The organism is Burkholderia sp. MSMB0856 (genome assembly GCF_001524645.2).
GTDB lineage: Bacteria > Pseudomonadota > Gammaproteobacteria > Burkholderiales > Burkholderiaceae > Burkholderia > Burkholderia diffusa.
Genome location: NZ_CP013427.1, coordinates 406,328 through 419,347, shown reverse-complemented (window position 1 = coordinate 419,347; position 13,020 = coordinate 406,328). Strand labels below are relative to the sequence as shown.

Annotated in this window: 9 protein-coding genes; all 9 read right to left on the bottom strand. The window is 64.8% G+C overall.

Annotation, left to right across the window (positions count from 1 at the left end):
- Positions 1 to 17: 17 nt before the first annotated feature.
- Complete coding sequence (locus tag WS87_RS03000; protein ID WP_159085631.1) at positions 18 to 500, bottom strand: hypothetical protein; 483 nt, start codon at positions 498 to 500, stop codon at positions 18 to 20.
- A 14-nt stretch (positions 501 to 514) separates the two neighbouring features.
- Positions 515 to 1,291 carry a hypothetical protein gene (locus WS87_RS02995; RefSeq protein WP_059820910.1) on the bottom strand — a complete coding sequence of 259 codons (777 nt, stop codon included), beginning with the start codon at positions 1,289 to 1,291 and terminating at the stop codon, positions 515 to 517.
- On the bottom strand, positions 1,288 to 2,700 hold the full coding sequence (locus WS87_RS02990; RefSeq protein ID WP_059820909.1) for a hypothetical protein: 1,413 nt from the start codon (positions 2,698 to 2,700) through the stop codon (positions 1,288 to 1,290). Before WS87_RS02990 ends, WS87_RS02995 begins: the two co-directional genes overlap by 4 nt.
- A 2-nt stretch (positions 2,701 to 2,702) precedes the next feature.
- Positions 2,703 to 5,384 (bottom strand): type VI secretion system Vgr family protein, encoded by a 2,682-nt coding sequence (locus tag WS87_RS02985; protein WP_059820908.1) that lies wholly within the window; start codon positions 5,382 to 5,384, stop codon positions 2,703 to 2,705.
- A 65-nt stretch (positions 5,385 to 5,449) separates the two neighbouring features.
- Positions 5,450 to 6,571, bottom strand: coding sequence for a type VI secretion system protein TssA (gene tssA, locus WS87_RS02980; protein WP_059820907.1), 1,122 nt, complete (start codon positions 6,569 to 6,571; stop codon positions 5,450 to 5,452).
- Positions 6,572 to 6,615: 44 nt separating this feature from the next.
- Positions 6,616 to 9,285, bottom strand: coding sequence for a type VI secretion system ATPase TssH (tssH, locus tag WS87_RS02975; RefSeq protein WP_059820906.1), 2,670 nt, complete (start codon positions 9,283 to 9,285; stop codon positions 6,616 to 6,618).
- Positions 9,286 to 9,329: 44 nt separating this feature from the next.
- The gene (gene tssG / locus WS87_RS02970) at positions 9,330 to 10,430 is read right to left on the bottom strand and encodes a type VI secretion system baseplate subunit TssG (RefSeq protein ID WP_059820905.1); all 1,101 of its coding nucleotides are present in this window, start codon (positions 10,428 to 10,430) and stop codon (positions 9,330 to 9,332) included.
- Positions 10,394 to 12,229 (bottom strand): type VI secretion system baseplate subunit TssF, encoded by a 1,836-nt coding sequence (tssF, locus tag WS87_RS02965; protein ID WP_059532816.1) that lies wholly within the window; start codon positions 12,227 to 12,229, stop codon positions 10,394 to 10,396. Before tssF ends, tssG begins: the two co-directional genes overlap by 37 nt.
- Before the next feature lie 79 nt (positions 12,230 to 12,308).
- The gene (tssE, locus tag WS87_RS02960; protein WP_059465243.1) at positions 12,309 to 12,794 is read right to left on the bottom strand and encodes a type VI secretion system baseplate subunit TssE; all 486 of its coding nucleotides are present in this window, start codon (positions 12,792 to 12,794) and stop codon (positions 12,309 to 12,311) included.
- Positions 12,795 to 13,020: the final 226 nt, after the last annotated feature.

Genomic DNA, 13,020 nt, shown 5'->3' with positions numbered 1-13,020 from the left:
CATTGGTAGGGCGTCGTTTATTGACGGCTTACGATCAATCCCGGCCAACGCGCCAAGGCGGGCATGGGCGCAAATATGAAGAAGCAGAAGTATCCGAATATGCCGAAAAAGTAGTACGTCGCGAACGTGCCCAGCGACATGACAAGCCCATAAGCGAACAACTCGTTCGTACCGCGATACCTCACATAGACGAGCAGGAGTCCCGTACAGCAACCCAATGCAACCAGAACGCCAATCTTCCACGGCCAGGTCGATATCGACAATTCGTCCGTATAGGCAGCGTAAGATATCCCTGCGCCAAGCAAGGGCAACGCCGTACACAGCGGCACGGCTTTCCGCACCATCGCCAGCACGTGATCAGGCCGGAGCCGATCAACACCGCTCATACATAAGCCCCCGACATCGCTGACTGTCACCCGCGTTCGTATCACATGGTTTGATTTGCTGTTGCGGCGTCGGTGAACGGCCCGGGTTTGTTCCGTCGCGCCGACGGAAGCCACCGGCCCGATCCCCACTAGAACGATGCGTCACGCGCCATCAACACCGGCTTCCGGTATTTTCGTTCCATCGTAATCGGCAACTGGATCATCGTCACCCCGACCCTGATCATGACGCCGATCAACCAGAGCGATGCAGGGAATGTGATGGCCGCGACAAAGAACAGCACGCCCCCTGTCCCAAAGTACATCGACAGCAGTCGGCTGAGTACCAGAAAGAATGGCGCAAGCGCCATGACGATCCAGGAATGCCAATTGACGAACGGGCTGCGTTCGGCGTAGGTGGCGTCAAGAATCTCGAAGAAGTCCTTCCGGCAGACGATCGCACCGTCAAGGACGTCGAAAGCCCTGCCCTCGAAATCCGATTGCTCGATATGGCGCGTCAGCGCGACGTAGGAAAACACCAGCCAGTAGACGCTGAGCCCGCCACCGATCACCAACCCGGCGATCCGGGCAAGAACCGGCATCGGGGCGAAAATGAAGTAGTAAAAGTAAAAGGCGATCCCGATCAACGCATAGGCCGACAGCAAGCTGATCAGCCTGAGCCATCCATAAACGATGAATTTGTTCGTGCGCCGGCACGCAAGCCAGAAAATCACCGGCATCGCCACGCACGCCACGGCAATTGCCACGCTGATTTGGCCAGGAAGGCTGGAAACGCCGTAATCGAATTTGTAAGCGGTAAACGCGAGTGCAACCGCCAACGCGTTCAGTAGAACCCCGATCCAGACAGCCTGGGCGACGGCCGGTGACAGCGATTTCTCCGCGCCGTTAGCGACGGCCTCATTCCTCATGGCAGGGCTCCAAACATCGGCGAGTAGGGGTTGTAATCCTTGGGCATGTACTTTTCGTAGCTTTCCCCGATCTCACGCAATTTGATTGCCACCCACTTGGTAAATTCCACTTTCTTGTCTACGTAATTGACGATATATCCGACCGCAACAGCAACGCCAATCGCGACAGCGACCGTAAGCGCCACCGGAACCGCAGCGATTGCCGCCGCCGACGCAATCGCACCTACCACCAACGACGTCAAAGCGGCCGTGAGGCCTGCGACAACGAGATCAATCCCAATCTTTGCGAAGAGATCGCACAAGTCCTTTCGAGGTTTTCCCGACGCATCGACCTGCTTGTAATCGTGATACCACTCTGCAAAGTCCAGCACGATCGTCAATACAAGCGTAATTACGCCAGCCTTGGTCGTCATCGCGCCCTTGGCACTGCGCCACGCCGCCTGCGCCATCGATTTCGCCGTCCCGGCGCCTCCGGTGATCGCCAGAATCTTCGTATTCTTCACGCTATACTTGGCGGCGGATATTTCCGTTCGTGATCCTATAGTTCCCTTGAATACGACGTACCACTTTGGTCCGGCATTTCGGTGAACAATCTTGATCAACTTGAATTTGCTCTTCATTAGCTCCCGGATCCACGGCAAATTATCGCCGACGTATCCAAAAAAGCCGGCGACTTGACCGATGATCCAGTTACGAGTCGCGACGTGAGCCGTATCGATCGCGGTCTCGTCGGCGCCACCCGTTTCCAGCGCCGTGATCAGATTCTGCGGTATCGTCTTCACGTCGACTTCGAATATATGCATCACTTGCGACGTTTCCGCTTGAGCCGTGGGTGCGGCCAGCGGTAACAACATTCTGCAGCTGTACTCATCGTCGATCGTGCCCATACCTGACGAAAGTCCGGAAAGACCGAGTTGCCAATTGGGACGATAGGTTGCGTGGCCGGTCGTGGCACTCGACGAGCCGGAAGGGTATTGCCAGAAATTCGCGATTTTCGGCGTGCCGCTCGCTCCCGATTGTCCGCCGTAGACAAGCGTAATTGGCTCCGGTTTCGTTTTGGGATCGGAGCCATGGTTGTCGGTGTTCAAGAGGAGCATCGAATATCGCTGAAGCTCCATTCCGTCCTTCTTGAGCACGAGAAACCCCTTGAAATCACGACCGACCCAGATGTGATAGCGTTCTCCATCCTGAAATTTGCCGGTCTTTACTCGTCGCTTCGCCTTCGTGTCGTAAAACCAATCATCAGTGGCCTCGACCGTGTAGTTGTTGCCTTTGTGCAAATGCACTTCGAAGACCACATCCCGATGCTTGCGCAGCAGCACCGTGATATCCGACTCGGCCCAGCAACTCACCGGCTCCCCCGGCAGATCAATACAAACGTTATGTTGAACAAGCGCCTTGCCGCCCATTTTCACTCTCCCGTCCGCTTGACCTGACTGGCCACGAACTCGTCAAAATCGATGTTCTTCAATTCCGCCTTGCCTTCCGCGTCGAGCGCGACGCTATGCTCGGTCCCGTCTTCCGTCGTGAACTTGATCGGCTCCCCGTGCGGCACGTTGCCGTCGGCATCCACATAGCGAATCCGCATGTCTGCCTTCTTGCCTTCCGCCTTGAACGTCTTGTGCATGCTCGTCGGTCCGCTGAACGCATGCTGTCCGCCCTTCACGTCGATCTTGCCCGGCGCATGAATCTCGATGTTGCCGCCCTTGATCCGGACATACGCGCCACCGGAAGTCAGCAGAATCTCCTCCTTCGCGACGCCTTCGATCGTTGAGGTCGCCGACAGCACCTTGATCGTCTTCTGCGCGACCATCTCGACGTTGTCGTTCTGCGCCTGTATCTCGACGGCACCTTTCCCGGCGAACAGCTTCATCCCCGCGTTCTGCGCGAACAGGCTCAGCTTTTCCTTGACGCTCGCCACCAGCGATTTCCCGCTGGTGATGAACGTACTTTGACCACTGACGATATTGGTCTGCCGGTCGCTTGCCAAATGCACCGACTGCTGCGACGCCACCCCGATCCCCGCCGGGCTCGCGAACAGCATCACCGGCTCCTTGAACGCATTCGCATTCCCCGTCCCGCCGCCGCCGGTCCTGCCGCCGCCCGTCGTCGCACCGGCCACGCTGTTCTGCGTTGCATCGGTGAACTGCTTCAGCGCATCGTGACCGGCGCCGAGACTCTCCGCCTGATGCATCTCGCTGACCTGCGACATCGACTCGACCAGCCCCTGCGCATTGGCCAGCTGCTGCTTCGCTTCGCTCACGTCGAGCGGCTGGCTGTTCGCCTGCTTCGGATGCGTCGTCACATACAAACCCTGCCCGGCGCGCATCGCGCCGTACGCATCCGTGCGCAGGTCGAAGCCGGAACCGAGATACGCACCGCGCGTATTGCCGTTCTGCTCGATCAGATAGCCGAGGTGAAGCAGCGAATTCGCGCTGCTGCTGAACAGGCGAGCGCGGTTCTGCCCGGTCGCGTCGTCGAGCACCATCTCGTTGTGGCCCGACCCCGCATACTCCTTCGACCGGAAGCCCGACAGGATCCCGTCGCTATGCCACTGCGGCTTGACGGCGCCGTTGTACACGCGATGCATGACGATCGGCCGGTCGCAGTCGCCGCCGATGTAGCCGATCAGCACTTCCTCGCCGACCCGCGGAATATGCACGCCGCCGTAGCCGCCGCCGGTATCCGACTGCACGACGCGCATCCAGCACGATGCCGTCTCGCGGCCTTCGCTTTGCCGGTCCCAGACGAACATGACCTTGATCCGGTTCAGCTCGTCGGTGTACACCTCTTCGCCCTTCGGCCCGACGACGACGGCCGTCTCGAGCTGCATCGCGGGCTTGCGGTGCTCGAACGGGCTGCGATACGGCACGCTCGCGCGCTGCGCCTCGACCTCGACGAGATAGAACCCGGCGGAACCGTCGTCATGCCCGACCTGAAACGCAGCCGCCTCACCATGACCGGCCTTCGCCTGCGCCAACTGGTCCTGCAGGCTATGCGGGAAGTTCGCTTCGTGGTCCGAGATCGGCAGATTGTTCTCGATGTAACGCGTGACGCCGATGGCCGCGAATTCGCGATCGCTCGCCGAATCGCGATCGTGCTCGGGATGACCGGTCAGCGTGAAGCGCCGGCCGGCATCGATCGCGCGCACGCCGCCCACGCCGAAGAAGCGCTTCGCGCGCGACTCCCACTCCTCGAGGCGAATCTTCGACAGATGTTCGCCGCGGTCCTGGCCCGGATACGTGTACGCGCCGGTGTATTCGTAGATTTCCGCCTGGCCCGGCAGGTCGCCCTGGCCGGCCTTCGTAGGCAGCGACGTGCCGTTCGGATTGCCCGCCGACGACGGCGATTTGTAGTCGAACGTGCGCGTCGTGTGCAGCGTGCTTTGCAACGTCCGCGACGCGGCCCATTGCGTGAAACCGGCCGTTTCGGTGCCCGTGCCCGAGCGGTCGAACGTGACGGCATTCGGCGATAGCGCATCGACTGCATGCACATCGTCGGTGATGACGAGCGTGTGCGACTTCCCGTCTTCGCCGCGCCGCCAGAAACCGAACAGCCCTTCGTCCTCCATCAGCCGATGCACGAAGTTCCAGTCCGTTTCACTCTGCCGGCAGTACGACCGCGACGGCAACGGGTTCGACAACGCGAACTGGTATCGGCCTCTGGCCTGCGGGTGCATGTCGAACACGTCGGCGAGAATCGCGTCGACGGGCTTGTCCTGCCAGTACCGCATGTCGCTGCGGAACTTGAGGAAATGCATCCACGACGCGAAGCGCAGCTGATAGCTCGACAGGCTGCCGTCGGCGCCGAGCCGCCGCGCCGTGTGCACATAGCCGTTGATCGGCAGATACGACTTGTCCGCCTGCTGGATCCACAGCGTGATCGGTTGCGCGATCAGCGTCTTGAGCTCGACGTCGCTCGCCGTGGACACCAGATCGAGCGTCACGCTGAAATCGCGACCCAGCTCGGAACGGGTCACGGCGCGGCGCGGCACGAGCGCATTGTTCGGCAGCGACGGGATGTCCGTCTTCAGCAAGCGGTCCTGCTGAATCAGGCCGCCGCGGATCGCCTGTGCCAGTTCGGTCACGTTCATGCGTCTTCCTGTTCTTGTTGCCGCGAGCCAGCCGGGCCCGCGCTCTCAGGTCAAGGTTCCGTCGTTCAGGACTGCTCGTCGGGCCTTACCCCGAGCAGTTCGCGGATGTGCGACAGCGACCCGTCGTCCTTCACGACACTCTCCAGCCACTTGTGCAGCGGCATGTCGGCCCATTCGGCGGCCTTGTCCGCCAGATACGCGACCGGGCTGTGCGGCTCGGTCTGGCGGAAGTAACGCGCGACGGCACGCAGCTGGTCGACGGCCTGTGCACGGTTCTGGATGCCGGCGATCATCTGCGTCACCGGCGGACGCGGAGCGGTCTGCGACTGCACGTGGGTCTCCTCGCTGTGGAACGTGTCGCCGAAGCTCGGCTCGATACGCTCGGGCTGCGCCTGCGGCGCCGACGGCGCATGCGGCGCGCTCCCCGTATAACCCTGCTCGCGCGCGAAGCGCTCGACGAGCCGATACACGGTCTCGAACGCGTCGCGCGCCTGCCGGAAGCTCGGCGCCGAATCGCCCGCGCGTTCGACGAGCCGCTCCTCGAACGCATCGAGCGCGAATTCGAACGCCTTCAGGTTTGCGAGCAGCGTCGTGTAGAACGCGATCGACGTCACGCGCCGCGACGCATCGACCTGCTCGACCGACGGTTTGCCGCGCGCGATGTCGTCGGCGTGTTCGGGGTCGCGCTTCACGGCCTGCGCCACGTGCAGCGCGACTTCCCAGTCGAGCGTGGTGAACGCGTTCGACGCGCCGTCCGTCACCGGAATGCCGCGCAGCAGCTCGGCCGTGCGGCCGGACAGCCACGCGACGTTGCCGAGCCGGTATTCGACGTCGTCGCCTTCGGGCAGCGGATGCACGGTGTCCCAGTAGTCTCGGCACAGGCCTTCCAACAGCGCATAACCTTCGGTGAGGCCGGTGATGCCGTCCTCCAGCGCGAGCGCCTCGGTCAGCCACACGGCGAGCCGCAGGTCCTTGGTGCGCGTGCGCAGCAGCTCGCCCGCGTGATCGACGACGAAGCCCCAGTCGGCCTCCTTGATCTCGGTCACCCACTCGCCCTGGTCGAGCGTCGGATCGTCATAGCGCCGCGCGTCCTGGATCGCGTCGAATTCGTTCGAGAACAGCAGGTCGTCGCCGCTGGGCGACGTGTCGCTGATCGGCGTCAGCAGCTCGGGGAGATTGATCGGCATGGTTCAGTGAATCCGTTGATGCATGAGATGTCGCGCGCGCGGGCTCATTCGACCGTGTACGCGAATTCGCCGGCCTCGTCCGCGCGCACCGCGATGCGCGCGATGGCCGCGCCGTCGGCGATCCGGCCGAGCACGTGGCCCGCGATCTCCGGCAGCAGCGTGCCGTTCAGGATGTGGTCGACGTTGCGGGCGCCCGAATCGACCTCGGTGCAGCGCGCGAGCACCGCGTCGACGAGCGATTCGTCCCACTCGAACGCGGCCTTGTGGTTCGCTTCGATGCGGCGGCGGATCCGTTCGAGCTTCAGCGCGATGATCTCGGCCAGCACGTCGTCGGAAATCGGGTAGTACGGCACGACCTTCATCCGGCCGAGGAACGCCGGCTTGAACGTCTTGTACAGCTGCGGCCGCAGCGCCTCGGCGAGCGCGTCCGGATCGGGCAGCTCCTCGGCCGGCTTGTTCAGGCACGCCTGCATCACGGCCGCCGACCCGACGTTCGACGTCAGGATGATCAGCGTGTTGCGGAAATCGATCTCGCGCCCTTCGGCGTCGTCCATCGTGCCCTTGTCGAATACCTGGAAGAACATCTCGAGCACGTCCGGGTGCGCCTTCTCGACCTCGTCGAGCAGCACGACGGAATACGGATTGCGGCGCACGGCCTCGGTCAGCACGCCGCCCTCGCCGTAGCCGACGTAGCCCGGCGGCGAACCCTTCAGGCCCGACACGCTGTGCGCTTCCTGGTACTCGCTCATGTTGATCGTGACCATCTTGCGCTCGCCGCCGTACAGGATGTCGGCCAGCGCGAGCGCGGTCTCGGTCTTGCCGACGCCCGACGGGCCGACGAACATGAACACGCCGCGCGGCTTGTTCGGATCCTCGAGGTTCGCGGTCGCCGTGCGCACGCGCTGCGCGATCGCGTCGAGCGCATGGTCCTGGCCGATCACGCGCGCGGTCAGCAGCGGCTGCAGGTTCAGCACGGTGTCGATCTCGTCCTTCACCATCCGGCCGAGCGGAATGCCCGTCCACGCGGCGACGATCTCGGCGACGACGTGGCCGTCGACCTGCAGCGGCACCATCGGCTCGCCGCCCTGCAGCGCATGCAGCGCCGCGACGCGTTCGGCCAGCTTCTCGCGCGTGGCCGGCACGTCGACCGGCTCGCCGTCTTCGGACGGGCCGCGCGCCTTGTCGAGCGTCTCGCGCAGCACGGTGATCTCGGCGACGATCGCACGCTCGGCTTCATAGCGCGCCTCGTCCTCGGTCAATTGCGCGAGCGCCGTGTCGCGTGCGCCGCGCAGCTCGCCGAGCCGCTCGTCGTGCGCCGCGCCGCCCGCCGCCTCGCGCTCCAGGGACGCGATTTCCGCGTCGATGCGCTCGATGCGCTTCTTCGTGTCGTCGATCGCCGCCGGCGTCGCGCTGTGTGCGAGCGCGACCTTCGCGCACGCGGTGTCGAGCACGCTGATCGCCTTGTCCGGCAGCTGGCGACCGCTGATGTAGCGATGCGACAGGCGCACGGCCTCGGTGATCGCGTCGTCGAGAATCCGCACGTTGAAGTGCTTCTCCATCAGCCCCGACATCCCGCGCAGCATCGCGGCCGCGAGCGGCTCGCTCGGCTCCTCGACCTTCACGACCTGGAAGCGCCGCGCGAGCGCCGCATCCTTCTCGAAGTACTTCTTGTATTCGCTCCACGTCGTCGCGGCGATCGTGCGCAGTTCGCCGCGCGCGAGCGCCGGCTTCAGCAGGTTCGCCGCGTCGTTCTGGCCGGCCTGGCCGCCCGCGCCGATGATCGTGTGCGCCTCGTCGATGAACAGGATGATCGGGTGCGCGCTCTTCTTCACCTCGTCGATCACGCTCTTCAGTCGGTTCTCGAACTCGCCCTTCACGCTCGCGCCAGCCTGCAGCAGGCCCATGTCGAGCACGTGCAGCGCGACGCCGGAAAGCGGCGGCGGCACGTCGTCGGCCGCGATCCGCAGCGCGAGGCCCTCGACGACCGCCGTTTTGCCGACACCGGCCTCGCCGGTCATGATCGGGTTGTTCTGGCGGCGGCGCATCAGGATGTCGATCGCCTGGCGAATCTCGGCTTCGCGGCCGATCACCGGGTCGATCTTGCCGTCGCGCGCGCGCTGCGTGAGGTTGGTCGTGTACGTGTCGAGCGCGGGCGTCTTCGACGGGCCGGCCGCGGGCGCGGCGCCGTCGCCAACCGGCGCGACGTCGCCGTCTTCCGCATCCGCCTGGCGCGGCTCGGCCTCGCTCGACCCGGCCATGATTTCGTCGAACTTGTGCTTCAGGTCCGTCACGTTCATTTCCGCGAACTGCGACGACATGCGCTGCGCGAACTGCGCGAGATCGGGCGCGGTCAGCAGCGCGAGCAGCAGGTGCCCCGAGCGGATGCGGCCGAGCTGCGAATCGAGCGACGCGATCAGCCAGGCCTGCTCGAACAGCGCGATCAGGTGCACGGAGAACACCGGCGTGCGCGTGTTGCCCGTCTTCAGGCGCGTGAGTTCACGCTCGAGATCGGCGCGCAGCGCATGCGGATCGACGCGGCTCGCGCGCAGCGCGAGCGGCAGGTCGCCCGTCGCTTCCTCGAGCAGCGCGAGGAACAGATGCTCCAGATCGACTTCGTAGTGGCCGCGCGCCAGGCACGCGCTCGCCGCGCGCTCGGTCGCGTGCCGGCACAGCGGATTCAGTTTCGTGATCAGGGTCTTCAGAGGCGTGCTCATGGCGTCGATCTCAGGTTCGATTGCGTGTTTGTTGTCGTTCGGAATCAGTGAATCACGTGCAGTTCGTAGCGGGCATCCGAGCGGTCGTCGACCGCGTCGCGCGTGCAGAGGAACGCGTCCCAGCCGAGCCGCGAGCCCGCGCCGAGCACGCTCGCGCCGACCTCGGTGCGCTTCAGCACGAGCTTCACCTCGTATTCGAGCGTGACGCCGGCGAGCAGCGTCAGCATCCGCTCGAGCGCGACGGCTTGCGCGCCGCCCGGCAGAAATGCCTCGTAATCGCGCTTGGACAGCGGCCCGACGACGATCCGCGCGCGCATGTCGCGCTGCCACACGCGTTCGCCGACGAGCGCCGTCGCGCCGAGCACCGCGTTGACTTCGCCGAGCACGCTCAGCTGGTCGGGCGGCACGTCGTACCACTTGCCGACGAACTGGTCGATCTTCACGGGCACGCGGAAATAATCGGACAGCGTGCGCTGCAGGTAGGCGGCGGACATCGGCCGGTGCCGCGCGGCGAGCGCGTAGCCGGCAACGGCCTCGTCGAGCACGCCGCCCGCGCCGGCCGCGAGGCTGTCGCGCACCTCGTCGCTCGGCACGCCGGCGATCGCGAGCAGAAGCGGCAGGTAGCGCTCGTCGCGGTCGAGTTCGTAGTGGAACGGCAGCCGGTACTTCTTCCACGCCGCGTAGAACAGCGCGGTCGCGCGGTTCGAGAACACGTCGAAGAAGGCGCGCGCCGCGTGGTCGCGCTTCAGGTGCTCGCGCGCGACGATCTGCTCGGTGTAGTGCAGCGGCAGCGCGCCCTGCCCGCCCAGTAGCCCGAAGAATGCGGGCGTCAGCTCGACGTGACCGAGCTCGCCGGCTGCGAGCGCGGCGCCGCGTTGCTCGCCCGAATCGAGCAGCGTGCCGCCGTCGTCGAACGAACGGGCGCCTTCGATCTCGCTCGGCGGGAAGCCGAGCGACAGCGTGTTGCGGAATTCGATGCGCTGCGCGAGGACGTCGCCCTGCCGCCATGCGCCGGGCGCATCGGACGCCTGCCGCGCGAACAGCCCCTCGAGCACGCGCACCGCCTGGAAGAACTCGAAGCGGTGCGGCTCGTCGAGCAGCGCGTCGACTACGCCAGGATCGATTCGCCGGTCCGGGGCTTGCATCGGATGATCTCCTCGCCGGTGCGCTTCGACACCACGACTAGTTGAACGAAACTGTTGAGGTGGACGTACAGCCCGAAGAAGCTGTCGAGCACGCGCACGAACGACGCGAGGCTCGCGCCGACGAAGTGCTCCTCGTCGATCGTCAGGCGGATCTCGATGCCGCGCACGAACGTCGCGAACGGCTTGCCGGGCAGCCACTGCACGGCGCCGCGCTGCTCGACGCCGGCGAGGCCGTCGATCTGGCGCATCGACACGGCGGTGCGCCGCAGGTCGTACAACGTCAGCATTTCCTTGAGCGGCGCGAGCCCGTGCGCGACCAGCGACACGTGGTTCAGCGCGAGATGCGACACGAGCCGCCAGTGCGCGGCGCGACCGCGCTCGAAGCGCACGCTCTGCGTCGGGCGCCGCAGCAGCGAGATGCCGCTCGTCTGCGCGCCGCCTTCCTGGAACAGGTCGCCGCCTTCGAGACCGAACGCGAGCATCGACGGCAGGTCGCGGTTCGTGCAGGTGAGGTCGAGGCTCAGCGTGTCGGTTTGCGGCGACGTCGGCTCGAAGTCGATGTCGACGATCGAGATCTCGGTTTCGTAGCCGGGGCTTTTCTGCGCGACCCAGTCGTTGCGGCGCGCGAACCAGTAATGACCGATCCGCGCCGACTCGCCGTGATGCAGCGAATAGAACGGCCGGAACTCGATCACCGATTCTTCATGCGCCTGCTGCCGGACGAGCTTCACCGAATCGATCGAATACACCTCGTACGCGAACGCGCGGCGCGCTTCGGCGATCACCGGGTACGACACCGCGCGGTGCGTGATGCGGATCGGCTCGCCGTGTTGGCGGAACAGGTTGACGATCGGCGTGCAGAACAGCCGGAAATGGCTGGCCGTGAGCAGCTCGAGCAGCCGCGCGACGTGCGAATCGCTGCGCACGTCCTGCAGCACCAGATGCAACGTCGCGCGCTGGCAGCGGCCCGACGCGCGCGCGATCGCCGCGAGGTCGAAATCGACGAAATCGAACTTGTCGGGGAACGCGAAGTATTCGGTGAGCAGGCGATACGCGGGGTGTGACTTCGCCGGGTAGTCGATCAACGCATCGTCCTCGTCGAAGCCGGCGTGCGCGATCGGCAGCTTGCGCAGCGCGGTCCAGCGGCCGTTGCGCTCGGGCTCGACATACGCGCCGAGCACGTTCACGAACAGGCAATCGGTCAGCGCGGCGACGAACGACTGCTCGCCATGCAGGTGCGCGCGCAGCGTCGGCAGCTTCAGCGCGCCGAGATCGAGCTGCGCGGCGAGCGATTCGAACGTGATCGAGATCACGCCCGTCGCGTTGGACGGCAGCACCGTCGCGCTCGGCGCGAGCGCGACCGGTGTGAAGCGCGCCTCCGAGATGCGGATCGGCGCGAGCGTCACGTCGTATGCGGTGCGGAACCGGCACTGCACGCCGCGGATCGGACGGCTCTTCAGCTCGGTGCCGCGGTCGATCACGACCGGTTCGGTCTGCTGACCCGGCGAGGCCGGCGTGAACTGCGCGATCGAGCACGACGGGAACGGCCGCAGGTAGTGCGGATACAGCACTTCCAGCAGCGCTTCGGTGAATTCCGGGTAGTCGTCGTCGAGCTTCTTGTTGATGCGCGCGCCGAGCAGCGCGAACGACTCGATCATCCGCTCGACGTGCGGATCCTCGCAGTGCTCGCCGGACAACGCGAGCCGCGCCGCGATCTTCGGATAACGTTCGGCGAAATCTCGCGAATAGCGCCGCAAAAACGATAATTCGCGCTCGTAGTACGGCAGCAATTCTTCCATCGACGACCCCGAGAACCTCAATATTTCCTGCCGGACCCTGAACCATCACCGGGCGGTCCGGCCCGCTCGGCGGCTTGATTTACAGCATTCTGGCCGCGCGCGTGCGCGTGACCGAATACTGCAGCGTCGACGGCTGCAGCATCGCGTCGAAACTCACCGGCTCCTCGGCCGGATGCACGACGAGCAGCGCCTGGATCGCGAAGTACAGCGCGTTGGTCGACTGCTCGTTCAGCTCGAACGTCACCTGCACCTGCTGCAGCCGCGGCTCGTGGCGCGCGATGGCCTGCTGGATCGACTTGCAGATGAACGCGCGGTCGTAGTGACTCGCGAGGCTCAGCCCCGCGAAATCGTTCAGCCCGTAGGTCAGCACCGATTTCTGGCATTCCGGCAGCGCGGCCAGCTCGATTTCGGTGTGCGCGATACGGGTGTTGAGGATCGCCTCGACGTCGCGGGCGACCGTGTTCTTTAGCTCGTCCAGCGACAATTGCCGCATCGCGGCCGAGGCCGGCAGGTGCGGTTCGTCGTCGAACAGCTTGTCGAGAAAACTGGGTTCGAATCGTTTCATAAGGGCCTGTTTCCGCCAATAACGCACGTTCCCCTGTTTTGAAAAATCCGTTCGTGGGGCTGGCCCCCAAAAGGGCCGATCGCGGCGTCACGCTCCTCGCGAATACGTCGAGTATTCGCTTCGTCGCAATCCTTGCGCTCGGCCCTTCTGGGGGCCAGCGCAAGCCCGTTATTAGCGGAAACAGGCCCTTGTACACAGCGAAAACGGCAACGGGACGCCGAGCGCC